Raw genomic sequence first — 24,493 nt, forward strand, 5'->3', positions numbered from 1 at the left:
TCGATCGACAGACGGAATTGCGTCCCAGGGAAGCGTGGGTCCCCTCTCCCGTGCGGGAGAGGGACAGGGTGAGGGGTGCGACCTCTCCGGACAAACCTGGTCCCTCACCCCAGCCCTCTCCCGCACGGGAGAGGGGGCCTGTCGCGCTCCGTCCTCGAAGAATGGAGAAACTGATAGCGTCTCACCTGACCGGCGATCGAAGATCGTTGGGCCTCGAAGGAGGGCTCCAGGGATCGCGCGGCCGGCTGGAGGGCTCCTTCGAGGCTGCTGCGCAGCACCTCAGGATGAGGGGGATTGGTTGGAGGCCGCGCGGCCTTCACGCGATCGCCAAGCGCTTCTCCCGTCATTGCGAGCGCAGCGAAGCAACCCAGTGTGGCGCGACGCTCGGCGATGGTGCGCTGCCCTGGGTCACTGCGCTAAGCGCGTGATGACGGTGAGATCGAACCCTTCAACCGGAGGTCCCCTCACCCGTGATCATGCCCGGCATGATCCTCCACCTCCGGCAGGGTCAGCCCGAAATGGCTGACGAGATCCGCCACCTGCCCGGGGCTCAGCTGCCGCGGGTTGAGGTTGCGAAGGAGCAGATAGAGCTTGGCGGTCTCCTCCAGCTCCTCGGTGGCGAAGACCGCGCCCTCCAGGCTGTCGCCGGCCACCACCGGGCCGTGATTGGCGAGCAGCACCGAGCTGTACCGGCCCGCGAGCCCCCGGATCGCGTCCGCCACCGCGGGATCGCCCGGGCGGTAATAGGGCACCAGCGCGGTGCCGCCGGTGCGCATCAGGTAATAGGGCGTCAGGGGCGGCAGCACCTGGCGCGGGTCGATCTCCGGCAGCATCGAGACCGCAACCGCGTGGGTCGAGTGCAGGTGCACGATCGCCTTGGCCTCGCCCCGGCTCTCGTAGAGCGCCGCGTGCAGCGGGATTTCTTTCGTCGGCTTATCGCCCGAGACCAGCCGGCCGTCCGCGTCCAGCCGCGAGATCCGGGCCGGGTCGAGGAAGCCCAGCGACGCGTTGGTCGGCGTCACCAGCCAGCCGCCGTCGGGCAGGCGCAGCGAGATGTTGCCCGACGAGCCCGGGGTCAGGCCGCGCTCGAACAGCGAGCGGCCGTAGCGGCAGATGTCCTCGCGCAGCCGGCTCTCGTCGCTCATGCGGTCGCTCCCTCGATCAGCTCGAATCCGAGATCGATTCTTTTTGGACCTTCACCGATCAGGCATGAGGCCGCCTGCCGGCCGATCTCCAGGCGCGGGGTGCGCACCGTCGACAGGGGCTGGGGCATCGCCGCCGCGAAGTCGAGCCCGTTGAAGCCGAACAGGGCGATCCGCCCCGGCACGGCCAGGCCCGCCGCCAGGCAGGCGAAGTAGCCGCCGAGCGCCATGTCGTCGTTGGAGAAATACACCGCGTCGAGGTCCGGATGGCGCGCCAGCAGCGCCTCCAGGCCCGCCCGCCCGGAGCCCGGCGAGGACGGCCCGGGCCGGATCTCCTGGGCCTGGAGCGCCAGGCCGGCTTCGCCCAGGGCGGCCTCGAACCCGGCGAGCCGCTTGCCCGCCCGCAGGTCCACCCGCAGGTCGTGGCCGAGATAGGCGATGCGCCGATATCCCCGGGTCGCGAGGTGCCGGGCGCTCGCCGCCCCCACCGCCCGGTTGGAGAAGCCGACCACGGCGTCGATCCCCGCCCCGTCCGTGTCGATCATCTCGACCACGCGCACGCCCCCGGCCCGCGCCAGGGCCACCGTTCCGGGATTGTGCTCCAGCCCGGTGAGCAGCAGCGCGGCCGGGCGCCAGGACAGGAGCGCGGCGGCCAGCGCCTCCTCCCGGTCCGGGTCGTAGTCGCTCACCCCGATCACGCAGCGGATGCCCGCGGCGTCCAGCGCGCCGGTCAGCCCGCGCAGCAGGTCGGGGAAGACCACGTTGGCGAGCGACGGCACGATCACCCCGGCGAGCTGGGCGCTCGCCCCCGGTCCCGCGAGGCTGCCGGCCAGCCGGTTCGGCACGTAGCCGAGCCGGGCCACGGCCTCCGCCACCCGCTCCCGGGCGCGCTTCGAAGAGGAGCCGTGGTTGCGCAGGACCCGCGAGACCGTGCTCTCGCCGACCCCCGCCTCGCGGGCGACGTCGGTGAGCGTCACGAGCCGCCCCGGCGGCTGGATTCCGTCCATCTCCCGGCTTCTCCCGGCCGTTCGTGATGATGCCTGCGCTTCCGGACGGAGCGCAGGTCCCCTCTCCCGTGCGGGAGAGGGACAGGGTGAGGGATGCGACCTCTCCGGAAAGACCTGTACCCTCACCCCGACCCTCTCCCGCACGGGAGAGGGGGTACGTCGCGCACCCGGCGCTTCATTCTCTCCGACATAGCCGCCTGCATTATTCCGCACAACCGGATTGGCAGCGCTGCCAAAAGCCGCTACAGCCCGCGCCAGCGCCGCCGGAACGAGCGGTGAAGACCATTCCCGGACCGCCTTGCGACGCGGCCCGGACCAGGGAGAACGCCGATGCCGGTTCAAGCCGCCCCGCTGCGGGGCGCTGCCCTCGCGGAGGAGAAATCCTTCGTCGACCGGACCTACGCGAAGGTGTTCTGGCGCCTCGTGCCGTTCCTGATGCTCTGCTACGTGGTGGCGTATCTCGACCGGGTGAATGTCGGCTTCGCCAAGCTCCAGATGTCCCAGGAGCTGAAATTCTCCGAGACGGTCTACGGCCTCGGCGCCGGCATTTTCTTTCTGGGCTACTTCCTGTTCGAGGTGCCGTCGAACGTGATCCTGCACCGGGTCGGCGCCCGGGTCTGGATCGCCCGGATCATGATCACCTGGGGGGTGATCTCCGGCGCCTTCCTGTTCGTGAACTCGGAATGGACCTTCTACGGGATGCGCTTCCTGCTGGGTCTCGCCGAGGCGGGCTTCTACCCGGGCGTGATCCTGTACACGACCCAATGGTTCCCGGCCCATCGGCGGGCCAAGGTCATCGCGGTGTTCATGGCCGCGATCCCGATCTCCGGCATCTTCGGCAACCCGCTCTCCGGCTGGATCATGGACGCGTTCAACGGCGCCCAGGGCCTGTCCGGCTGGCAATGGATGTTCCTGATCGAGGCCGTGCCGGCGGTGCTGATCGGCGTCGCGGTGTTCCTCTACCTCGACAACCGTCCCTCCGAGGCCAAGTGGCTGACCGACGCGGAGAAGCAGGTCCTCGAGCGCGACATCGCCGCCGACAACCACGGCAAGGAATCCAGCCCCCACTCGATCGCCACCGTGTTCCGCAACGGCCGCGTGTGGTTCATGAGCCTGATCTACTTCGCCTTCGTCACCGGCCAGTACGGCCTGACCTTCTGGCTGCCGACGATCGTCAAGGCGTCCGGCGTGCAGGGCAACCTCAATATCGGCCTGATCAGCGCGATCCCGTTCCTGTGCGCGGCCATCGTGATGGTCCTGCTGGGCTTGAGCGCCGACCGGATGCGCGAGCGCCGCTGGCACCTGATCGTTCCGGCGCTCGTCGGCGCCGTCGGCTTCGTGGTCTCGGCGACGGCTGGCTCGACCACGATCGCCGTGGCGGCGCTGTCCGTGGCGGCGGCCGGCGTGCTGACCTGGTCGCCCCTGTTCTGGTCCCTGCCCACCGCCTTCCTGAGCGGCGCGGGGGCTGCGGCCGGCATCGCGCTGATCAACTCGGTGGGGAACCTCGCGGGCTTCGTCAGCCCCTACGTGATCGGGGCCCTGCGCGACGCCACCGGCAGCACCGCGGCCGGCATGTACGCGCTGGCGGTGATGCTGGTGGTCGGCTCGGTCTGCGTGTTCGTCACCCCGGCCAAGATGGTCAACCGCTGAGGCTCTGATCCTCATTTGCGACGCGCTCCCTCTCCCGCACGGGAGAGGGGACCCGCGCCTTTCTCGGAGGCCCCGAGCCGGCGGCCTCAATCTCAAGAGCAGGAGCCAACCCGATGGCCACCACCCCGCAGACAGGCCGCGCCGCGGTGATCGGCCTCGGCTCCATGGGCTCCGGCATGGCGGGCTCGCTCCTGCGGGCCGGCTTCTCCGTCGCCGCCTGCGACGTGAACCCGGAGGCCGTCGCCCGCTTCCAGAAGGCGGGCGGGATTGCAGCCGCCCATCCCGCGGAGGCCGCCGGCGGCGCCGACGTGGTGGTGAGCGTGGTGGTCAACGCCGCCCAGACCGAGGCGGTGCTGTTCGGCGAGAACGGCGCCGCCGCGGCGATGCCGGAGGGCGCCGTCTTCGTCTCCTCGGCGACCATGGATCCGGCCGTTGCCCGGGCGCTGGCGGCGCGGCTGGAGGCCACCGGTCGGCACTATCTCGACGCCCCGATGAGCGGCGGCGCCGCACGGGCCGCGGATGGCGGCCTGACCTTCCTGGCCTCGGGCTCGCCCGCCGCCTTCGCCAAGGCGCGCCCCGCCCTCGATGCCATGGCCGGCACGCTCTACGAGCTCGGCGACGCGGCGGGCCAGGGCGCCGCCTTCAAGATGATCAACCAGCTGCTCGCCGGGGTCCACATCGCCGCCGCCTGCGAGGCCATGAGCTTCGCCGCCAAGCAAGGCCTCGACCTGGCCCGCGTCTACGAGGTGATCACCAAGTCGGCGGGCAATTCCTGGATGTTCGAGAACCGGGTGCCCCATATCCTCGACGCGGATTACGCCCCGAAGAGCGCGGTCGACATCTTCGTCAAGGATCTCGGCATCGTGCAGGACATGGCCCGGGCGGAGAAATACCCGGTGCCGGTGGCCGCGGCGGCGCTCCAGATGTTTTTGATGGCGTCCGGCGCCGGCATGGGCCGGGACGACGATTCCTCCGTGGCGCGGCTCTACGCGCAGGTCTCGGGCGCCAAGCTGCCCGGTCAGGCTTAGGGAGTCCGAAAAACATGCCGCGCTTTGCCGCCAATCTCAGCCTGATGTTCAACGAGGTGCCGTTCCTCGACCGCTTCGAGGCGGCGGCCCGGGCCGGGTTCGACGCCGTCGAGTTCCTGTTCCCCTACGAGCACCCGCCCGAGGCCATCGCCGAGCGGCTTCGGGCGAACGGCCTCACCCAGGCCCTGTTCAACCTGCCGCCGGGGGATTTCGCCAAGGGCGAGCGCGGCTTGGCGGCGTTGCCTGAACGGTTGGATGAGCTGAAGGCGGGGGTCGATACGGCGCTGCGCTACGCCGAGGCGACCGGCGTCGCTCGGCTGCACCTGATGGCGGGCCTCGCCCCGCACGATGACGCCAAAGCCGCCGAGGCCTATCGCCGGGCGGTGGCCTGGACGGCGGAGCGCCTGGGCGCGGCCGGCCTCGACCTCGTGCTCGAGCCGATCAACACCCGCAACATGCCGGGCTACTTCCTCAACGATTTCGGCCGGGCCGCGGACCTGATCCGCGCATTGGCGCTGCCGAACCTGAAGCTCCAGTTCGACCTCTACCATTGCCAGATCCTGCACGGCGACGTGACCATGCGGCTGCGCGCGCTGATGCCGATCATCGGCCATGTCCAGACCGCGAGCGTGCCCGAGCGGCACGAGCCCGGCACCGGCGAGATGAACGACGCGTTCCTGTTCGACGAGCTGGACCGGCTCGGCTACGCCGGCTTCGTCGGCTGCGAGTACATCCCGGCCGCCGACACCGTAGCTGGCCTCGGCTGGCTCGCCGCCTATCAAGGGAGAGCCCGATGAGCCTCGCGCTGGGATGCGTCGCCGACGATTACACGGGCGCTTCGGACCTCGCCAACACCCTGACCAAGGCGGGCCTGCGCACGATCCAGACCATCGGCGTGCCGGAGGATGACCGCGCCCTGCCGGAGGCCGACGCGGTGGTGGTGGCACTCAAGAGCCGGTCGATCCCGGCCGACGAGGCCGTGGCGCGGTCCCGCGAGGCCGAACGCTGGCTGCGGGCCCGGGGCGCGGCCCACGTGATGTTCAAGGTCTGCTCGACCTTCGACTCCACGGACGCCGGCAATATCGGCCCGGTGATGGATGCTCTGCGGGAGGCGGCCGGCGAGCGCATCGCGCTGGTCACCCCCGCCTTCCCGGAGACGGGCCGCAGCGTCTACCAGGGCAACCTGTTCGTGGGCTCGGTGCCGCTGAACGAGAGCCCGCTGAAGGACCACCCGCTCAACCCGATGCGCGACGCCAACCTCGTGCGCGTGCTGGCGCGCCAGAGCGCGGGCGCGGTCGGGCTCATCGACACCGCCACGGTGGCACGGGGCGCCGAGGCGGTGGCGGCGCGGCTCGACGCCCTGGCGGAAGAGGGCAAGCGGGCGGCGATCGCGGACGCGATCTTCGACAGCGACCTCGAAGTGCTCGGCCGGGCGATCATCGCGAAGAAATTCTCGGTGGGCGCCTCGGGGCTCGGGCTCGGCCTCGCCCGGGCCCTCGCCGCCGACGGGCGCGGCACCCGGGATGCGGCCGGCGCCGCCATGGGCGAGCCGGTCGGCGGGGCCGCGGCCTGTCTCGCCGGCAGCTGCTCGCAGGCGACGCTTCAGCAGGTCGCCGCCGCAGAGGCGCAGATGCCGGTGCTGCGCCTCGACACCGCGGCCCTGCTCGCCGGGGCCGACGCGGTGGGGGAGGCGCTGGCCTTCGCCGAGGCGCGTCTGGCCGCCGGCCCGGTGCTGATCGCCTCCTCGGCGACGCCCGAGGCGGTGCGCGCTCTTCAGGCCGAGCACGGGGTCGACACGGTCGGCCACGCCATCGAGGCTGCGCTGGCGGCCATCGCCGAAGGGCTCGTCGCCCGCGGCGTGCGCCGGCTCGTGGTGGCCGGGGGCGAGACCTCGGGCGCCGTGGTCGACCGGCTCGGGCTCCGGGCGTTCCTGCTCGGCCCCGAGATCGCCGCGGGCGTGCCGATCCTGCGCACCGCCGGCCGGCCCGAGCCGATGCTGCTCGCCCTGAAATCCGGCAATTTCGGCGGCCCGGACTTCTTCGGGCGCGCCCTGGACATGATGGCCTGACGCGGCAAACACTCGGACGAAGAGGTCTCCCATGCACGCTCTGATTCTCGGCGCCGCCGGCATGATCGGCCGCCGCCTCGTCGATGCCCTGGTCGCGGACGGCACGGTCGGCGGTCAGCCGCTCACCGCCCTCACCCTGCTCGACGTGGTGCCGCCCACGGCACCGGCACGCTTCTCCGGCCCGGTGAAGGCCGAGGCCGCGGATCTCACCGCCCCCGGCGCCGCGGAGGCCGCCATCGCCGAGCGGCCGGGGGTGATCTTCCACTTGGCCGCCGTGGTCTCGGGCGAGGCCGAGGCGAATCTGGAGCTCGGCTACCGGGTCAATCTCGACGGCACGCGGCTGCTGCTCGACGCGATCCGCCGGGCCAATGCCGCGGACGGCTACCGGCCGAAGCTGGTCTTCACCTCGTCGCTGGCGGTGTTCGGGCCGCCCTTCCCGAAGGTGATCCCGGACGATTTCATCCTGCGCCCGGCCTCCTCGTACGGCGTCCAGAAGGCGATGGGCGAGCTGATGCTCGCCGATTACGCGCGCCGCGGCTTCCTGGACGGGATCGGCCTGCGCCTGCCGACCATCTGCGTGCGCCCGGGCAAGCCCAACAAGGCGGCCTCGGGCTTCTTCTCCGGGATCATCCGCGAGCCGCTGGCCGGCCAGCCCGCGATCCTGCCGGTTCCCGACACGGTGCGCCACTGGTTCGCGAGCCCCGCCGCCGCGGTGGGGTTCCTGGTCCACGCCGCCGGGCTCGACCTCGCGGCGATCGGCCCGCGGATCAGCCTGACCATGCCGGGTGTCTCGGCCACCGTGGCCGAGGAGATCGAGGCCCTGCGGCGCGTGGCCGGCGAAAAAGCCGTGGCGCTGATCCGGCGCGAGCCGGACGCGACCATCGCCCGGATCGTCTCCTCCTGGCCGGAGGCGTTCGAGCCGGAGGCGGCTCTGGCGCTCGGCTTCCGGGCGGACGCCTCCTTCGACGCGATCGTGGCCCAGCACGTGGCGGAGTTCCACGGCGGCTGATGCCCCATCAAGGCCGTCGGGTCGTGTCTCGGTTCCGAGGCCCGAAGGCGTCAAACCAGGGCGGAGCGGATATCCGTCTGCGGAAAATCGTCGCCGACGAACAGCAGCGGCACGCCGTGGGCCTGCGCGCAGGCATAGGCGAAGCAGTCGCCGAGGTTCAGACGGGCGGGATGGCGGCCCTTGCCGAAGCGGGCATGGGCCGCGGTGGCGAGCTGCGCCTCGGTGCCGGTGATCGGGACCAATACGAGGCCTGTCGCTTCCAGGAAGCTGCTCACGACGGCCTCGGCAACCTTCGGCTCGATCCTCTGAATGCGGGCGACGGCGAGGACCGCCTCGTAGACGGCCACACCGCTCGTCAACCGCACGGCTGAGTCGCGCAGGCGATCGAGCAGGGTTTTGTGGCCCGGCTCCCGGACCAGGATCGCTACGATGGCCGAGGCATCGACGAACATCACTCGTCGTTCAGGCTGTCGTAGAACGCCTTGTCCGCCTTCAGGCCGGTCTTCGGATAGGAGGCAAGCTCGTCCTGAAGCTGCCTGATCCGTTCCATGAACGCATCGCTGTCGCGGTTCTGACGCTCCAGCTCGTTCGTGAGCGCGATCCGCACCGCTTCGGTCTTGCTCACGCCGGCCCGCGAGGCCAGTTTCTCCGCGAGCTGGTTCACCTCTTCGCTGCGGATGTTGAGCGGCATGACCGTCCCCGTGTAGAGATCCGAAAGGCTAGTGTCTCGACACGGGCGCCGCAAGCCGCGCGCCGCCACCCCGAACAAGGATCCCGATGACCCGCCTCGACGAGGCCCGCGCCGCGCTGAAGAAGACCTTCGGGTACGAGGATTTCCGCCCCGGGCAGGACGAGGTGATCGGCGCGGTTCTGGACGGCGACGACGTCTTCGCCGTGATGCCCACGGGCTCGGGCAAGTCGATGACCTACCAGCTCCCGGCCCTGGTCGATCCCGGGCTGACCGTGGTGGTCTCGCCCCTGATCGCGCTGATGCACGACCAGGTGCAGCAGATGCGCAGCGTCGGCGTCGAGGCCGCCACCCTCAACTCGACCGTGGCGGAGGCCGAGTCGCGCGAGACCTGGCGCAGCCTGCGGTCCGGGGAGCTGCGGCTGCTGTTCGTCTCCCCCGAGCGCCTCCTGATGGAGGGCTGCATCGAGGCCCTGCGCGGGGTCGGGGTCCGGCGGCTGGCCGTGGACGAGGCCCATTGCGTCTCGCAATGGGGGCACGATTTCCGCCCGGAATACCGCGAGATCGCCCGGGCCCGCCAGGCGCTGGGCAACGTCCAGACCCTGGCGCTGACCGCCACCGCGGATGCCGCCACCCGGGCCGAGATCGCCGAGCGGCTGTTCCCGCAGGGGCGCGGCCCGAAGATCTTCGTCCATTCCTTCGACCGGCCGAACATCCGGCTGACCTTCCAGCCCAAGGACAACCCGGCCCGGCAGATCGAGCGGTTCCTGAAGCACCGGCGGGCGGAGAGCGGGATCATCTACTGCTCCTCGCGCAAGCGCGTCGAGCAACTGGCCGAGACCCTCAAGAAGGACGGGTTCGACGCCCTGCCCTACCATGCCGGGCTCGACCAGGGCACGCGGATGCGCAACCAGGACCGGTTCCTCCAGGAGGACGGCGTGGTGATGACCGCGACGATCGCCTTCGGCATGGGCATCAACAAGCCCGACGTGCGCTTCGTCTGCCACGCCGACATGCCCAACAACGTCGAGGGCTACTACCAGGAGATCGGCCGCGCCGGCCGCGACGGGCTGCCGGCCGACACGCTGACCCTCTACGGCCTCGACGACATGGCGCTGCGCCGCCGCCAGATCGACGAGAAGGAGATCTCCGACGAGCGCCGCCGGGTCGAGCGGCGCAAGCTCGAGGCGATGATCTCCCTGTGCGAGGGCGCCACCTGCCGGCGCCAATCGCTGCTCGGCTATTTCGGCGAGGCGAGCGAGCCCTGCGGCCGCTGCGACCTGTGCCGCGGCGGCGTCACCCTGGTGGACGGGACCGTGGCGGCGCAGAAGATCCTGTCGGCGATCGTGCGCACCGGCCAGCGCTTCGGCGCGGCCTATATCTGCGACGTGGTCCACGGCAAGGAGAGCGAGCAGGTCCGCCGCAACGGCCATACCAGCCTCAAGACCTTCGGGGTCGGCGCCGACAAGCCGGTGGCCGCCTGGCGGGCGATCCTGCGCCAGCTCTTCGCCGCCGGGGCGATCGCCGAGAACGCCGACGGCTATGGCGGCCTGTCCATGACCGAGAAGGGCGAGGCGATCCTGTTCGGGCGCGAGCCGGTCAAGCTGCGCCCCGACCCGGAGCCGAAGGTCGAATCCCGCGACCGCCGCCGGGCCGCGCCGCGCGAGGAGGGCGAGATCGCGCTCTCCGAGACGGACGAGGCGCTGTTCCAGCATCTGCGGGGCCTGCGCGCCACCCTGGCCCGGGCCGAGGGCATCGCCGCCTTCATGGTGTTCCCGGACCGGACCCTGATCGAGATGGCCCGGCAGAAGCCCGTCGATCTCTGGGCCCTGCGCACGGTCCACGGGGTCGGCGAGCGCAAACGCGAGGCCTATGGCGAGCGCTTCGTGGCGGCGATCGGCGAGTTCCTGGCCCATCCACCGGCGGCGTGAGCGCCGGTCCGGCGCAAGCCCCACGCAGTTTCACCCTCGGCGCGCCCGGCCGCGTCGTGTAGAGCGCTCGCCGCCCACTCGTACCGATCGGACCCGTCATTTCGATTCCCGCCCCCGTCGCCGACACACCGGCCCAGAACGACCCAGGCGAGCCGGCCGGCACGGCATCGCGGACGCTGACCTCCCGCATCGTGTTCTACCTGCCGGGCTTCGACCCGCGCGATCCGGAGACCTACTGGGGCCTGTTCCGCCGCGAGGCCCGGTTCACCGCCGCGCGCCGGGGCGCCGCGATCACGGTCGGCGATCCGGTCCGCTCGGCGGACGGGATCGAGCTCGCCTGGACGGCGGAGTCGCGCGGGGTCTCGACCCGCTACGTCCTGCTGCGCTGGGAGGACATCGTCCGCGCCCGGTTCCCGCAATCCGACTGGACGCGGCTCCGGGGCGTGCCGGCCCTGCTCTGGCGGCTGTGGCGGTCCGGCTACATGGCGAACCTGCGCCGGGAGGGCTGGCGGTTCTCCACGGTGATCTTCTGCGTCCACTACATCTACATCGCGCTGGCGCTTCTCAGCCTCGCGGCGGCGGCGGGGCTCACCAGCCTGGCGCCGGCGGCGCTCCAGCCCTGGGCCCTGGTGGCGGTGCCGCCGCTCGCCTACGCGATCCTGGCCGGGCTGATCCGGGCGACCCGCGGCAAGCCGCTCTACGTGCCCCACCTCGTGGACGACACCGCCTTCACGCATGCCTACGCGGCGGGCGAGGCGCCCGAGATGGATCCCCGGCTCGATGCCTTCGCGGCACGCATCCACGCCGCCGAGGGCGAAGCCGACGAGGTGGTGGTGGTCGGCCATTCCTCGTCGAGCTTCCTGGGCATCGAGGTGCTGGACCGGGTGCTCGCCCGCGACCCGGGCTTCGGCAGCCGCGGCACGCCGGTCTCGTTCGTGAGCATCGGCAGCGTCATCCCCTGGCTCGGCCTCGACCCGGCCGCCCGGACATTCCGCGACAGCCTCATGCGCTTCGGGCGGGCCGCGCAGATCGGATGGCTCGACGTGCGCGCCACCTGGGATTGGCTGTCGATCCACAAGAACAACCCGATCGCCGCCTGCGGCCTCACCCCACCCGATCCCGCCCGACCGGCCGTGCGCTGGGTAGCGATCCACGAGCTGATCACCGGCGCCGATGTCGGCCGGCGCCAGTGGAACCTGTTCCAGATGCATTTCCAGCTGCTCATGGCGAGCCAGCGCGACAGCGGTTTCGACTATCTCGACGTGGTCACAGGGCCGGAGCCGGTGCACCTCCTGGTCGCCCGCTGCCAGGAGGATGGGCCGCCGGAGGGGCCGGGTGGCGAGACCGGGATTTAGCGCTGCGGCCTCGCCGTGCGCATCCGTCCGGGCCGCCTCCACGCCCCCTGCCCCGCGTCGGCGGATGTTGCCAGCGCGGGCGCTTCCGCTTTAGAGCCGGGGCAGCTTGAGATCTCAGCCCGGTTCGGGTTCGCCGCGGTATGCGTCTCTCAAGACGGACCGCTCTCTGCCGAGACCTTCGCATGTTCCGCAACGACGTTCCGATCACCCCCGAGCTCGTGGCCCAGCACGGCCTCACGCCGGAGGAGTACGAGCGGTTCCGCGGCCTGATCGGGCGCGATCCGACGCTGACCGAGCTCGGCATCGTCTCGGCGATGTGGAACGAGCACTGCTCGTACAAGTCGTCGCGCAAGCACCTGCGCGGGCTGCCGACCTCGGCGCCCTGGGTGATCCAGGGGCCGGGCGAGAATGCCGGCGTGATCGATATCGGCGACGGCCTGGCCTGCGTCTTCAAGATGGAGAGCCACAACCACCCGAGCTACATCGAGCCCTACCAGGGCGCGGCGACCGGCGTCGGCGGCATCCTGCGGGACGTGTTCACCATGGGCGCCCGGCCGATCGCGGCGCTCAACGCCCTGCGCTTCGGCTCCCCCGACCACCCGCGCACCCGCGGCCTGGTCTCGGGCGTGGTGGCCGGCGTCGGCGGCTACGGCAATTCCTTCGGCGTGCCCACCGTCGGCGGCCTGACCGGCTTCCACCGGCGCTACGACGGCAACATCCTGGTCAACGCCATGGCGGTGGGGCTTGCCCGCACCGACGCGATCTTCTACGCGGCCGCCACCGGGGTCGGGAACCCGATCGTCTATCTCGGCTCCAAGACCGGCCGCGACGGTATCCACGGCGCCACCATGGCGTCCGCTGAGTTCGACGAGGCCTCCGAGTCGAAGCGGCCAACCGTGCAGGTCGGCGACCCCTTCGCCGAGAAGCTGCTGCTCGAGGCCTGCCTGGAGCTGATGGCGTCCGGCGCGGTGATCGCCATCCAGGACATGGGCGCGGCGGGGCTCACCTGCTCGGCGGTCGAGATGGGCGCCAAGGGCGACCTCGGCGTCGAGCTCGACATCGAGAAGGTGCCGGCCCGCGAGGCCGGCATGACCCCCTACGAGATGATGCTGTCCGAGAGCCAGGAGCGCATGCTCATGGTGCTCAAGCCCGGCATGGAGGCCGAGGCCGAGGCGATTTTCGTGAAGTGGGGGCTCGACTTCGCGGTGATCGGCCGGACCACCGACACGCTGCGCTTCGTGATCAAGTGGCACGGCGAGACCGTGGCCGACCTGCCGATCAAGGAGCTCGGCGACGAGGCGCCGCTCTACGACCGGCCGCACCTGGCCAACACCCACCAGCCGGTGATCGCCGCATCCACGGTGCCGGCGCCGGCCTCGCTGACCGACGCCCTCAAGCGCCTCGTCGGCTCGCCCGACCTAGCCTCGAAGCGCTGGGTCTACGAGCAGTACGATCACTTCATCCTCGGCAACACCGTGCAGAAGCCCGGCGGCGACGCCGCGATCGTGCGGGTCGAGGACGGCCCGAAAGCCCTGGCCATCACCTGCGACGTCACCCCGCGCTATTGCGAGGCCGATCCGGTCGAGGGCGGCCGGCAGGCCGTGGCCGAGGCCTGGCGCAACATCACCGCGGTGGGGGCCAAGCCGCTCGCCATCACCGACAACCTGAACTTCGGCAACCCGGAGAAGCCCGAGGTGATGGGCCAGCTCGTCGGCTGCCTCCAGGGCATCGGCGAGGCCTGCCGGGCCCTCGACTTCCCGGTCGTGTCGGGCAACGTCTCGCTCTACAACGAGACCAACGGCGTCGGCATCCTGCCGACCCCGACCATCGGCGGCGTCGGCGTGCTCGACGACGTGGAGCGCCACGCCACCCTCGCCCTCAAGCGCGAGGGCGACGTGCTGGTGCTGGTCGGCGCCGGCGAGGGCTGGCTCGGCCAGTCGTCCTATCTGGCGGTGATCGAGGGCCGGGAAGAGGGCGCGCCGCCGCCGGTGGATCTCTCGCTCGAGCGCCGCAACGGCGATTTCGTGCGCGGGCTGATCACCGCGGGGATCGTCGACACCGTCCACGACCTGTCCGATGGCGGCCTCGCCGTGGCGCTCGCCGAGATGGCCATGGCCGGCGGCATCGGCGCGGCCCTGCCGGAGGTGCCGGTGAACCTGGCCCCCCACGCCTACCTGTTCGGCGAGGACCAGGCCCGCTACCTGCTCGCGGTCGACGCCGAGGCGGCCACCGACCTGCTCTACAGCGCATCGGCCCAGGGCATCGACGCCGCCGTGGTCGGGGTGACCGGCTCCGACCGTTTGACCCTGCCGGGCGGCGAGACCATATCCCTGTCCGAGCTGATCGAGGCCCACGAGGGCTGGCTGCCGAATTACATGGCGAGCCAGCCGGCCGCCCCGGCCGCCTGACCACCCCTTACGCCCTAGGAGTTTCCCGATGCCGATGGATGCGGGCGAGATCGAGCGCATGATCCGCGAAGCGCTGCCCGACGCGCAGGTCGAGATCCGCGATCTGGCCGGCGACGGCGACCACTACGCCGCCACCGTCCTGTCCGCGGCCTTCAAGGGCAAGACCCGGGTCGCCCAGCACCAGATGGTCTACGGCGCGCTCCAGGGCCGGATGGGCGGCGTGCTGCACGCCCTTGCGCTGACCACGGGCGTCCCTCAGGATTAGCGGCCGTTCGCGAGAGTCGTCCCGATGGACCGACCGAGTCTCTACGACGACGACATCGTCACCTGGGCCGAGGAACAGGCTGCGGCTCTGCGCGCGCTCGGAACCCGCAGCGACCTGTCGAATGCGGTCGATTGGGCGAACGTCGCGGAGGAGATCGAGAGCGTGGGGCGATCCCATTTGCGGGCGGTCGAGGGCCTGCTGATCCAGACGCTCGCTCACCTCTTGAAGCGCGCCTCCGCGCCCCTCGCCCCATCAAGCTTGCATTGGCGCGAAGAGATCGCGACATTCCAGATTACGGCTTGGAACGCGTACGAGTCGTCGATGCGGCAGAGGTTGAACTGGCCGAGGATCTGGAAATCCGCAGTCACGGCCGCAGAGGCTGGTCTCGGCGTCTTTGGGAACCAGATCCTTCCGGGACTACCGAAGGCGTGCCCGATTGCGGCCGAGGACCTTTTGACCGAACGCTTTGATATCGATCAGGCGCTTCGTGTGATCGCCGCCTCGGTTGCGCGCCGGTGATCGAGACCGCACATACGAGATCGAATAACCGAGGATAGAGTGATGACCGACGCCAACACGACCATCCAGAACGAGATCGCCTCCCAGGACGTGGTGGTGTTCATGAAGGGCACGCCGCAGATGCCGCAATGCGGCTTCTCGGGCCAGGTGGTGCAGATCCTCAATTACCTCGGCGTGCCGTTCAAGGGCGTGAACGTGCTGGCCGATCAGGGCATCCGCGAGGGTATCAAGGCCTTCTCGAACTGGCCGACCATCCCGCAGATCTACGTGAAGGGCGAGTTCGTCGGCGGCTGCGACATCACCCGGGAGATGTTCCAGTCGGGCGAGCTGCAGACCTTCCTGGCCGAGAAGGGCGTCCCGGTGAAGACTGCCGCCGCCTGACGCTTTGGGACTTCGCCGGATGGATCAGGGCGCCTGCGGGCGCCCTTTTTCATGCGCGCGATGATGGCGGCGTCAGCGCGGGCCTTGGGCCGCGAACAGGGCGACGCAGCCCTCGACGGTGATCTCGACCGACCGGAAGCGCTGGTCCAGCGCCGCCCGCAGGGCCGGCAACGTGTCGCCCGTATTCGAGAATACCCCCTTCCGGTTGTAGACCCGCATCAGGGCCCGCGCCGCCGCCGTGGTCGGGACGCCGCCGGACAGGATCGTGGCGCCGAACACGGTTCCGTCGTCGCGCAGGCAGGGCCGCACCGTGTCGAAGGCGGCGGCCTTGGCCGCGATATCCCCCGGCAGGCAGTGCAGCAGGTAGGTCAGGCCGATCGAGGCGAAGGGCGCGATGCCGGTGGCCGGGCGGCCGCCGAGCACGTCGAGCCGATAGCGCTCGGGCCGGTAGCGGGCGATGCGCCGCGCGGCGTGGTCCAGGCTGTCGGCGTTGAGGTCCATCAGGCCGATCCGGGGCGCCGGGGTCGGGAAACGGCAGCGGTCGAGGTACCAGCCGGTCCCGACGCCGACATCGAGATGCGCCGCGCCCACGTGCCGGTCGTAGAGGGCGAGGATCCGCGCGGTCGGGCAGCGCCAGATCAGCGGGTTGGACAGGCGCAGCACGACGAGGTCGTAGAGCTGCAGGGTCCCGGAATTGTAGATCGCCTGTCCGGCTTCGGTATCGCCTGCCATCGCACTCCGTCGGGTCACCTGTGGGCGGCGCGCATTCGCGTTCGCCGGTGCGATCGCCTATATAGAACCATTCAACGCCCAGACACCGCCGATCCCCGCGTGACCGGCGGCGCCTGGGCCTTTGTCGTGACGCGCTCCCTGTCGCCGAACCGGCTTCCCCGTCGGCGGTGAGCGCCCTGAGGATAGATCGATTATCATGGCGACGCCGTCGCTCGACAGCGCCCGCGCGGCCGAACCCGCGATCGAGAAGGCGCCCGATTTCCAGCCCGCGCTGCTCCCCGGCCGGCCGCCGTCGCTGGTCGGGCTCACCCGGGACGCGCTCAAGGCGCAGCTCATCGGCATGGGCGTGCCCGAACGCGAGAGCCGCATGCGGGCGGGCCAGATCTGGCACTGGGTCAATTTCCGCGGGGCGACCGACTTCGCCGCGATGACCAATGTCGGCAAGGCGTTGAAGGCCGAGCTCGCGCGGCACTTCACCCTGGAGCGGCCCGAGGTGGCGAGCCGCCAGGTCTCCCGCGACGGCACCCGCAAGTGGCTGCTGCGCATGGCGCCGACCAACCCGCAGGAGCACAATCGCGGCGCCGAGATCGAGTGCGTCTACATCCCGGGCCCGGACCGCGGCACGCTCTGCGTGTCGAGCCAGGTCGGCTGCACCCTCACCTGCTCGTTCTGCCACACCGGCACGCAGCGCCTGGTGCGCAACCTCTCGGCCGCCGAGATCGTGCAGCAGCTCGTGGTCGCACGGGACGAGCTCGGCGACTGGGCCGGCCAGATGCCCAGCCGCGACGCCTCCGGGGCCGGCGAGGTCGGACGGCTGGTCACCAACATCGTGTTCATGGGCATGGGCGAGCCCCTGTACAACCTGGACGCCGTGATCGACGCGGTCGGCGTGATGTCGGACCAGGAGGGGCTCGGCCTCTCCCGGCGGCGGATCACGGTCTCGACCTCCGGGGTGGTGCCGCAGATCCCCCGCCTCGGCGAGGTGGCCAACGCCATGCTGGCGATCTCGCTCCACGCCGTGCGGGACGACCTGCGCAACGAGCTGGTGCCGCTCAACCGCAAATATCCGATCGCCCAGCTGCTCGAGGCCTGCCGGACCTATCCGGGCGTGAGCAACGCGCGCCGCATCACCTTCGAGTACGTGATGCTGAAGGGCGTGAACGATTCCGACGCGGATGCGCGCGAGCTGGTCCGCCTGCTCAAGGGCATCCCGGCCAAGATCAACCTGATCCCGTTCAATCCCTGGCCCGGCAGCCGCTACGAATGCTCGGACTGGGACCGGATCGAGCGCTTCTCCGAGATCGTGTTCAACGCCGGCTACGCCTCGCCGGTGCGCACGCCCCGGGGCCGGGACATCCTGGCCGCCTGCGGCCAGCTCAAGAGCGAGACCGAGAAGCTGCGCGCCCGGGCCCGGCTGATGCAGGAAGAGGGCATCGGCGTGGAGAGCTTCTACGCCGGAGCCGACGATTAGAAGACGGGTTTCCAAAGGGCCCGAGGCCCTGTGGCGGGGTTCGGGGCACGCAGCGCCGAGATCCATCCCAGGGCTCCGCCCTGGACCCGCAAAAGGTCCCGGACCTTTTGAAACCACGACCTCGGCGAACAGGCGCTCCGGGTTGAACCATCACGCCGCGATCCGATGCCCGTCCGCGCGGCGCAGGGGCGGCTCCTCGGCGCCGACCCATTCCGTGCGGTGCCGCGGCAGGGCCTCCGGGTGCTCGGCCTGGAGCCAGGTGATCATCGCCTCGCGGATCACGCAGCGCAGGTCCCAGGCCTGGGGCGCGTTGCGGGCGCTCACCAGCATCCGCACCTCGATCGTGTTCTCCTTGGCGTCCGAGACCTGCAGGTTCACCACCTTGCCGTCCCACAGGGGCGTGGCGGCGGCGATCTCGGACAGCTTCTCGCGCATCCGCGCCACCGGGGCGCGGTGGTCGACGTAGAGGAATACGCTGCCGATCAGCGAGGCGCCGTCGCGGGTCCAGTTCTGGAACGGCTTCTGGATGAAGTAGGTGAGCGGCAGGACCAGCCGGCGCCAATCCCAGAGGCGGACCACCACGTAGGTGGAGGTGATCTCCTCGACCCAGCCCCACTCGTTCTCGACGATCACCGCGTCCTCGATCCGGATCGGCTGGGTGATGGCGATCTGGATGCCGGCCACGAGGTTCGACAGGACCGGCTGCATCGCCAAGCCGAGGATCAGGCCGGCGGCGCCCGCCGAGGCCAGCAGGCTCACCCCGTACTGGCGCACGGGCTCGAAGGTCATCAGTGCCACCGAGACGGTGATCAGGCCGACCAGGGTCACGGCGGCCCGCTCGAGGATGCGCATCTGGGTGAAGTGCTTGCGCGCCAGCAGGTTGTCCTCGGCGTCGAGCTTGAACCGGCGCAGGTAGATCACCGTGGCGATGTGGAGCGCGGTGGCGCAGCACCAGCCGGTCAGCGTGACGAAGGCGACGAGCAGGATCTGGTTGAGGGCCACCCGCACCTCCCAGGACAGGTGTACGGTGGTCAGGGCGAGGCTGATCGCCACGACGATCAGGCCCAGCCGGCTCGGGCCGTGGGTGCGTGAGACGAGCGAGCGCCAGAACAGGCTCTTGCCCGCCACGGCGCGCTTCATCGACCGGTAGGCCACGCCGTGCAGCGGCATCACCACCGCGCAGCAGACGACGACGACGATCAGGCTTTCGGCCCACCACGGCAGATAGGCCAGCGCAGAGGCGGCACGGCCGGTCAGAGCATCGAGGTCCGGCATCGGGCATCACCTCCACGGTTCCGAACGGGACCTGGGAGAAGTGACTGCGCCAGCCGAGGTTCCGCACCGCACCATGTCGCCGCTGCAACGCAGCGGCATGGTGAGGGCGCGGCCGGACGGTTGCGTTCGGGCGGGTTCATCGGTCATCGCGCGTGCGTCCGCGATTCGGCGGCTCGTTGCCGATCCCTCGTTGCCGGACGCCCGGTGCCGGACGCCCGTTGCCGGACGCCCGGGTCGGCGCCCTAGCGCGCCGCCCCGATCTCGACGCTGCCGGTCGCGGTCCGGCCGAACCGCGCCGGGCGGTACATGTCCTCCACCGAGGCGCCCGGATGCACGTAGGTGCCCGGCGAGACCGCCCGGACCGTGTAGGCCACGGTGAAGAACGCCGACTGGCTGGGGTTGCGGTCGAAGGCGGCCACGAAGCGGTCGTCGCGGAACTCGGTATGGACCGGCTCCACATCCGACTTGGCGAAGGCGAGGCCCTGGAGGGCGTCGGCATCGAGCAGCTTCGGGTTGTCGATCTCCAGCCCCGCCGGCAGCGGATCGACCAGCAGCAGCCGGGCATCCCTGGCCTTGTCCTCGGTGACCTTGAGCACGACCACGAGCCGGTCGTTCTGGCGCAGGCCGTGGGCGGGATCGACCACGCTGCCGTCGAGCCGGTGGAACGTGCGCTCGACCGTATAGCCCTGTGCGGCGGCGGGCTCGGGCACCAGCGGGTTGCCGTTCACCCCCAGCATCACCTGGACCGGGGCCCGGCCGGTATTGACCAGGGAGACGCTGCGGCCCTCGAGCGCCGGGCCCCGGTAGATCCGGGCGAGCGGCCCGGTCTGCGCCGCACCGTCCAGGCTGAAGGACAGCGACTCGGCCTCCTTGGACAGGCTCTCGGCGGCCAGAACCAGCCAGGCATTCTCCTGCGTGCTGGTCGACCGCAGAAGGTCCTGCCGCTCCTCGCCGATCACCGCGGCGACCGGGGCCAGGGCGGCCTGGGTGAGCCCGCTCTCGGCCGCCAGCGCGATCACCCCGGCCCCGTCGCGCAGGCGGGAGCCGTAATCGGCCCGGTACTGGCCCGAATCCCGCTGGGATCTCAGCAGGGTGAGCGCCGAATCCAGCACCTTGGCGGCGCGGCCCCGATCACCCAGCAGCGCCAGGGCCGCGGCGAGCTGTGCCCGGGCGAGCCCGGAGCCGAAGGCGTCGAGCTTGGTGTCGGCGAGGTAGCGCAGGTCGCCGATCACCGGCCGGCCGTTGCGGGCCAGCACGTAGGCCGCGTAGGCGAGGTCGGCGCCGCCGTCGCGCACCTCCGTGGCGTTGGCCACGGTGTTGCGCAGGCGGTCGAGCGCCTGGGTGAAGGCGAGCTGCGGCACCGCGAAGCTGCGCTCCCGGGCGCGGGTGAGGAAGTCGGTCACGTAGGCGTCGAGCCAGACGTCGCCCGAGCTCTGCGCCGACCACAGGCCGAACTCGCCGCTCGCATCCTGCCGGGCGAGCAGCCGCTCGATCGATTCCCGCACCCGGTCGTCCACGTTGCCGTCGAGGGCGAGCTTGTCGAGCCCGGCCAGGCGGTTGACGTAGAGCAGCGGCATCGCCCGGCTGACGATCTGCTCGGAGCAGCCGTAGGGATAGCGGTCGAGGGCCTGGAGCAGGGCCGGCACGTCGAGGCCCGGCAGCGCCGAGGCCGAGAGCGAGACGCTGCCGGTGCCGGGCAGCAGATCGGCCAGCAGGTCGGCGCTCACCGTCAGGCCGGCCCCGGGCGCCAGGTTGCGCACCGTGCGGCGCAGCAGCGCCCCGGTCCCCGGCAGCACGCCGAGCGAGAAGCTCTGGCCGAGATGGCCGTCGAGGCCCGGCCCCGACAGGGCGAGGTCCAGCCGCGCCGTGCCCGGCCCCGCGGCGGTGATCGGGATCGCGACCTGGCCCCGGCCTCCAGCCTCCAGCCGGATCGTCTGCCGCAGGGCGCCGGCGCCGAGGAGGATCGGCCCGGATGGGGCGATGTCCACCGTGTAGTCGCCGGCCCGGCCCTCGACATTGTCGAGCGCCACGAACAGGCGCGAGCGGTCGCCGGTATCGAGGAAGCGCGGCAGGGTCGCGGTCAGCACCACGGGGTCGCGGATGATCACGTCCGCCTGTGCTTGGCCGACCCGGTTGCCGCTCCAGGCGGTGACCATCACCCGGCCGGTGCCGTTGAAGGCCGGCAGCGGGAAGGTCACGCTGGCCGCCCCGTCCGGCCCCACGGTCACGACGCCGGAGAACAGCGCGAGCGGGGCCTGGGTCGGCGGCGCGTCGGCGAGTTCGCCGCCGCCCGCATCGCCGCCGGAGCGGATCGCCCCGGCCGAGCCCTGCATGCCGTCGATCAGGTAGCCGTAGAGGTCGCGGAATTCCGGCCCCAGGGCCCGCTGGCCCAGGAAGTATTGCGTCGGGTTCGGCGCCTCGTAGCGGGTCAGGTTGAGGATGCCGACATCGACCATCGCCACGGTGATCCGCGCCGCCTCGCCGGCCTTCAGCCCGGTGAGCTGCACCGGGATGGTCAGGTCCTGCCGCGGGCGGGTGCGCTCGGGTGTCGTGAGGGTGACGCCCAGGCTGCGCCGCTCGCGGTCCACCGAGAACCAGGCGAGCCCCAGCGCCCGGCCCGGCAGGCGCTTGGCCGCCTGGTCGAGGGGCCGGTACGCGGTGGCGACGAGATAGGCGCCCGCGCCCCACTCGGCCTTCACCGGCAGGGTCACGGTGGTGCCGCCCGCCGGAACGCTGACCTCGATCGTCTCGTGCACCCGGTCGCTCACGACCATGAGGCTGGCCTGCCCCTTGAACTTCGGGCTGAGCTTGGCCCGCAGCGTGTCGCCGGCCGCGTAGGCGGCCTTGTCGAGGGTGAGGTCGAGCAGGTCCGGCGCGTCCGCGGTCTCCGAGCCACCCCAGCCGACATCGAAGCCGAGGCTCGCGGTCGCCTCCGGGGCGCCCGCCGCCGCGATCTCCAGCCGATAGCGGCCGAGCTGGGCGACCGGCGCCTCGATCCGGCCCGGGGCCCCGGCCGCGAGGTCGAGGCTGCCGCTGGCGACCCGCCGGTTGGTCTTGACCGCCTCGAACGACCAGCGGCCGTCCGAGCGATACCATTGGTAGCTCCGCTCCACCCGCGACAGGGTCCAGGTCACCCCCGGCCGGGCCAGGAGCGTCCCGTCCGGGGCGGCGAAGACCGCCTCGAACGTGGCGCGGTCGCCCTCCTTCAGGTCCGGGGAGGTCTTGCGGAGGGCGAGCACCGGCCCGGAGGGCAGGATCGGCAGGGTGAGGCTGCGCGACAGGGCCCGGCCGCCCGGCTCGCCGACCGCGAGGGTGATCTTGGCCTCAAGGGGCCGGGGTGCGGCCACCTGCGGCAGGGGCACGGTGACGGTGGCGTGCCCTTGCGCGTCCGTCGTGGCGTGGGTCGCGAGCTCCTGCACGCTCGCCTCCACCGTCTCGTCGTCGAGGCCGACCGTGTACTCCGCCAGACCCTTGATGCCGCTGCCGGACGCCGCCTGCACCACGACGCTGCCCGACACGTCGAGCCCGGCGCCGGGGGCGCCGTAGAGGTAGCGCGCGGCGACATCGACCTGCGCGTCCTCGCCCCGGTGCAGCGCGGCCTGGGCGGCCTTGAGGGTCACCTCCAGGCGCTCGGGGACGTAATCCTCCACCAGGAAGCTGGTCGTGCCCAAAGCCGGGGCCTTCGGGTCGGTATAGGCGGAGACCCGCCAGGTGCCGTGCATGGCCCCCGACAGCAGCGGCAGGGGCAGCGCCCGGCCGCCGAGCCCCTGGTCCGGCACCGAGACCCGGCGGTACTCGACCCCGTCCGGGCGCTTCACCACCAGGGTCAGCGGCAGGTCGGGCACCGCCGCGTTGCGGGGATCGCGCAGAAGGGCGGTGATCTGCACGGTCTCGCCCGAGCGGTAGACCCCGCGCTCGGTGAACAGGTAGGCGTCGAGCCCGCCGCTCTCGGGCCGGCCCTTCACGCCACGGTCGGTCAGGTCGAAGGCACCGAGATTGAGGTCGAGGAAGCCGTAATCGTCCCCCGCCTGGGCGACCACCAGGCTCGGGGCGGCGCCGCCCTCCCCGCGGGCGAGGCCCGGATCGAAAGCGGCATGGCCCTGCGCGTCGGTCTTGGCGGTGCCCAGCACCTCGTTGTTGCGGGCGATCAGCCGGATCTCGGCCCCCGGCATCACCTGGGCGGAGGCCAGCGAGCGCAGGACCACGTGGACGCCGTCCCGCCCCTTCGTGGCGGTGAGCCCGAGATCCGAGACCACGAACCACTGGGTCGCCTGGCTCTCGTAGCCGTCCTCGTCCCGCGCACCCGTGCCGGAAGGCTGGGCCAGCAGCACATAGATGCCGGGCTCCAGCTTGCCCAACGCCTGTAGGACCGGGAAGGCGGTTACCGCCTCCTGGTTCAGCTCGGCCTTGGCGGTGTCGAGGGTGCCCTTCCAGACGCGCACGCCCTTCTCGGACGCCAGCGTGTTCGCGGTCGCGCCGCTGAGCTGGCCCAGGAAATCCTCGGAGCGCAGGGTCGGCAGCAGGCCGCGATCGCCGATGCGCAGCACCTCGACGTCGAGCTTCGGCGCGTTCACCGAGACCAGGGGTACGCCCGCCTGTCCGGTGCGGGGCAGGACGTAGTTGCGCCCGGTGATCCGCACCTGCGGCGAGCGATCGCGAATATAGATCTCGTAATCGGCGGATTTGAGCAGGCTCTCCCCCACGGTCGAGGGCAGGCCCTCGCGCAGCACCACCGCGTAGCGGCCGCCATGCTTGAGCCCGTCGACGCAGACCTGCGATCCGTCCGCCGTCACGGCGGCGCTGCTGCTGCCCGAGACCGCCACGTAGGGGGCGTAGTCCGTCTTGGGCAGGACCGGCTCCGAGAGGGTGAAGCACAGCCGCGGTGCGGCGGCATCGGCATCGACCTTGTAGCCGAGGATGCGGAAGCCGTGCTCGGCGCGCAGGGCCTCGTAGGTCTCGCGGGTCGCCGGGACGTCGTCGAGGGCGAGGCTGGCGGCGTAGGCTTCCAGGGCGGGGCGCCACACGGATTGCGCGGTCAGCACCGAACCGAGCTGCGCCAGGGCCGCCGCCGCGTCAGCGGGTGACCCGGACCGCTCGTAGGCCCGGTAGGCCGCCGCCACGGCCTGTTCCTGCAGGCGGGCGCGGCCCTGGTAATCGCCCTCCTCCAGGGCCGCCGCGGCCGCAGCGGCGCCCCGGGAGAAAGCCTGCCAGTTGCGGATGTCGGAAGGGTCCGCCGCCACGGCCGCGGTGAGCGGGCCGAGCGCCTCGTCCGGCCTGTTGGCGGCGAGCAGCGTCTGCCCGGCGGCGCGGGACTGGCCGGCCGGCTTGAGCGGCCCCCCGGCCTTGGCCTTGAGCGTCGCCTCGAGCCGCACGGCGGCGCTGGCGAGATCGGACCGGACGAAATCCTTCTTGAAGGCCGGCACCGGGGCGGCCGCCGGCCGCGGGGCTGGCCGGGGGGGCGGTGCCGTCTGGGCGAAGGCCGGCCCCGAAGCCAGGCCGGCCAGAAGCGCCAGAGCACCCGCGACCCGGTTCCGCCACGCCATACGCTTGCCCCCGTCGGTCCC

General features: G+C 71.4%; 19 protein-coding genes. 12 read left to right on the plus strand and 7 right to left on the minus strand.

The window, feature by feature from the left end; translation table 11 throughout:
* Nucleotides 1-464 precede the first annotated feature (464 nt).
* A complete protein-coding gene (gene otnC / locus BMZ47_RS04790) occupies nucleotides 465-1,145 on the minus strand; it encodes a 3-oxo-tetronate 4-phosphate decarboxylase (protein WP_091859235.1) in 681 nt (226 codons plus the stop codon).
* On the minus strand, nucleotides 1,142-2,149 hold the full coding sequence (locus BMZ47_RS04795) for a LacI family DNA-binding transcriptional regulator (protein WP_091859239.1): 1,008 nt from the start codon (nucleotides 2,147-2,149) through the stop codon (nucleotides 1,142-1,144). The genes otnC and BMZ47_RS04795 overlap by 4 nt, the downstream gene beginning before the upstream one ends.
* A 330-nt stretch (nucleotides 2,150-2,479) precedes the next feature.
* Here BMZ47_RS04795 and BMZ47_RS04805 point away from each other — a divergent pair, with 330 nt between their 5' ends.
* From BMZ47_RS04805 to denD, 5 genes are all read left to right on the plus strand, one after another.
* On the plus strand, nucleotides 2,480-3,799 hold the full coding sequence (locus tag BMZ47_RS04805) for an MFS transporter (protein ID WP_091859247.1): 1,320 nt from the start codon (nucleotides 2,480-2,482) through the stop codon (nucleotides 3,797-3,799).
* Between the two features lie 113 nt (nucleotides 3,800-3,912).
* Nucleotides 3,913-4,827 (plus strand): L-threonate dehydrogenase, encoded by a 915-nt coding sequence (ltnD, locus tag BMZ47_RS04810; protein WP_091859250.1) that lies wholly within the window; start codon nucleotides 3,913-3,915, stop codon nucleotides 4,825-4,827.
* Between the two features lie 14 nt (nucleotides 4,828-4,841).
* Complete coding sequence (gene otnI / locus BMZ47_RS04815; protein ID WP_091859254.1) at nucleotides 4,842-5,624, plus strand: 2-oxo-tetronate isomerase; 783 nt, start codon at nucleotides 4,842-4,844, stop codon at nucleotides 5,622-5,624.
* The gene (otnK, locus tag BMZ47_RS04820; protein WP_091859258.1) at nucleotides 5,621-6,895 is read left to right on the plus strand and encodes a 3-oxo-tetronate kinase; all 1,275 of its coding nucleotides are present in this window, start codon (nucleotides 5,621-5,623) and stop codon (nucleotides 6,893-6,895) included. The genes otnI and otnK overlap by 4 nt, the downstream gene beginning before the upstream one ends.
* A 31-nt stretch (nucleotides 6,896-6,926) precedes the next feature.
* Nucleotides 6,927-7,904, plus strand: a complete 978-nt coding sequence (gene denD / locus BMZ47_RS04825) for a D-erythronate dehydrogenase (RefSeq protein ID WP_091859261.1) — start codon at nucleotides 6,927-6,929, stop codon at nucleotides 7,902-7,904.
* A gap of 50 nt (nucleotides 7,905-7,954) precedes the next feature.
* On the opposite strand, the gene BMZ47_RS04830 is transcribed toward denD, so the two are convergent.
* Together BMZ47_RS04830 and BMZ47_RS04835 are read right to left on the minus strand one after the other, a co-directional pair.
* Nucleotides 7,955-8,356: a type II toxin-antitoxin system VapC family toxin gene (locus tag BMZ47_RS04830; protein WP_091859264.1), complete on the minus strand. Its 402-nt coding sequence runs from the start codon at nucleotides 8,354-8,356 to the stop codon at nucleotides 7,955-7,957.
* Nucleotides 8,356-8,595 (minus strand): type II toxin-antitoxin system VapB family antitoxin, encoded by a 240-nt coding sequence (locus BMZ47_RS04835; RefSeq protein ID WP_050734929.1) that lies wholly within the window; start codon nucleotides 8,593-8,595, stop codon nucleotides 8,356-8,358. Before BMZ47_RS04835 ends, BMZ47_RS04830 begins: the two co-directional genes overlap by 1 nt.
* A gap of 86 nt (nucleotides 8,596-8,681) precedes the next feature.
* Here BMZ47_RS04835 and recQ point away from each other — a divergent pair, with 86 nt between their 5' ends.
* The 6 genes from recQ to grxD all read left to right on the plus strand — a co-directional run bounded on the left by recQ (nucleotide 8,682) and on the right by grxD (nucleotide 15,451).
* Nucleotides 8,682-10,523, plus strand: coding sequence for a DNA helicase RecQ (gene recQ / locus BMZ47_RS04840; RefSeq protein ID WP_007568346.1), 1,842 nt, complete (start codon nucleotides 8,682-8,684; stop codon nucleotides 10,521-10,523).
* Between the two features lie 191 nt (nucleotides 10,524-10,714).
* Nucleotides 10,715-11,878, plus strand: a complete 1,164-nt coding sequence (locus BMZ47_RS04845) for a hydrolase (protein WP_091859267.1) — start codon at nucleotides 10,715-10,717, stop codon at nucleotides 11,876-11,878.
* A 182-nt stretch (nucleotides 11,879-12,060) separates the two neighbouring features.
* A complete protein-coding gene (gene purL / locus BMZ47_RS04850) occupies nucleotides 12,061-14,286 on the plus strand; it encodes a phosphoribosylformylglycinamidine synthase subunit PurL (RefSeq protein ID WP_091859270.1) in 2,226 nt (741 codons plus the stop codon).
* Nucleotides 14,287-14,314: 28 nt separating this feature from the next.
* On the plus strand, nucleotides 14,315-14,551 hold the full coding sequence (locus BMZ47_RS04855; protein WP_007568343.1) for a BolA family protein: 237 nt from the start codon (nucleotides 14,315-14,317) through the stop codon (nucleotides 14,549-14,551).
* A 24-nt stretch (nucleotides 14,552-14,575) separates the two neighbouring features.
* A complete protein-coding gene (locus BMZ47_RS04860; RefSeq protein WP_091859273.1) occupies nucleotides 14,576-15,070 on the plus strand; it encodes a DUF29 domain-containing protein in 495 nt (164 codons plus the stop codon).
* A 42-nt stretch (nucleotides 15,071-15,112) separates the two neighbouring features.
* Nucleotides 15,113-15,451 (plus strand): Grx4 family monothiol glutaredoxin, encoded by a 339-nt coding sequence (gene grxD / locus BMZ47_RS04865; protein WP_043347809.1) that lies wholly within the window; start codon nucleotides 15,113-15,115, stop codon nucleotides 15,449-15,451.
* Nucleotides 15,452-15,523: 72 nt separating this feature from the next.
* On the opposite strand, the gene BMZ47_RS04870 is transcribed toward grxD, so the two are convergent.
* On the minus strand, nucleotides 15,524-16,183 hold the full coding sequence (locus BMZ47_RS04870; RefSeq protein ID WP_091859276.1) for a class I SAM-dependent methyltransferase: 660 nt from the start codon (nucleotides 16,181-16,183) through the stop codon (nucleotides 15,524-15,526).
* A gap of 196 nt (nucleotides 16,184-16,379) precedes the next feature.
* On the opposite strand from BMZ47_RS04870, the gene rlmN reads away from it, so the two are divergent.
* Nucleotides 16,380-17,654 carry a dual-specificity RNA methyltransferase RlmN gene (rlmN, locus tag BMZ47_RS04875; RefSeq protein ID WP_091859279.1) on the plus strand — a complete coding sequence of 425 codons (1,275 nt, stop codon included), beginning with the start codon at nucleotides 16,380-16,382 and terminating at the stop codon, nucleotides 17,652-17,654.
* Nucleotides 17,655-17,804: 150 nt separating this feature from the next.
* Here rlmN and BMZ47_RS04880 read toward each other — a convergent pair whose 3' ends face one another.
* Entirely contained in the window at nucleotides 17,805-18,929 is a 1,125-nt protein-coding gene (locus BMZ47_RS04880) for a mechanosensitive ion channel family protein (RefSeq protein WP_050734936.1), read from the minus strand.
* Between the two features lie 242 nt (nucleotides 18,930-19,171).
* Nucleotides 19,172-24,472 carry an alpha-2-macroglobulin family protein gene (locus BMZ47_RS04885; protein ID WP_091859282.1) on the minus strand — a complete coding sequence of 1,767 codons (5,301 nt, stop codon included), beginning with the start codon at nucleotides 24,470-24,472 and terminating at the stop codon, nucleotides 19,172-19,174.
* Between the last annotated feature and the right edge of the window lie 21 nt (nucleotides 24,473-24,493).

Source organism: Methylobacterium brachiatum (assembly GCF_900113845.1).
Lineage (GTDB): Bacteria > Pseudomonadota > Alphaproteobacteria > Rhizobiales > Beijerinckiaceae > Methylobacterium > Methylobacterium brachiatum.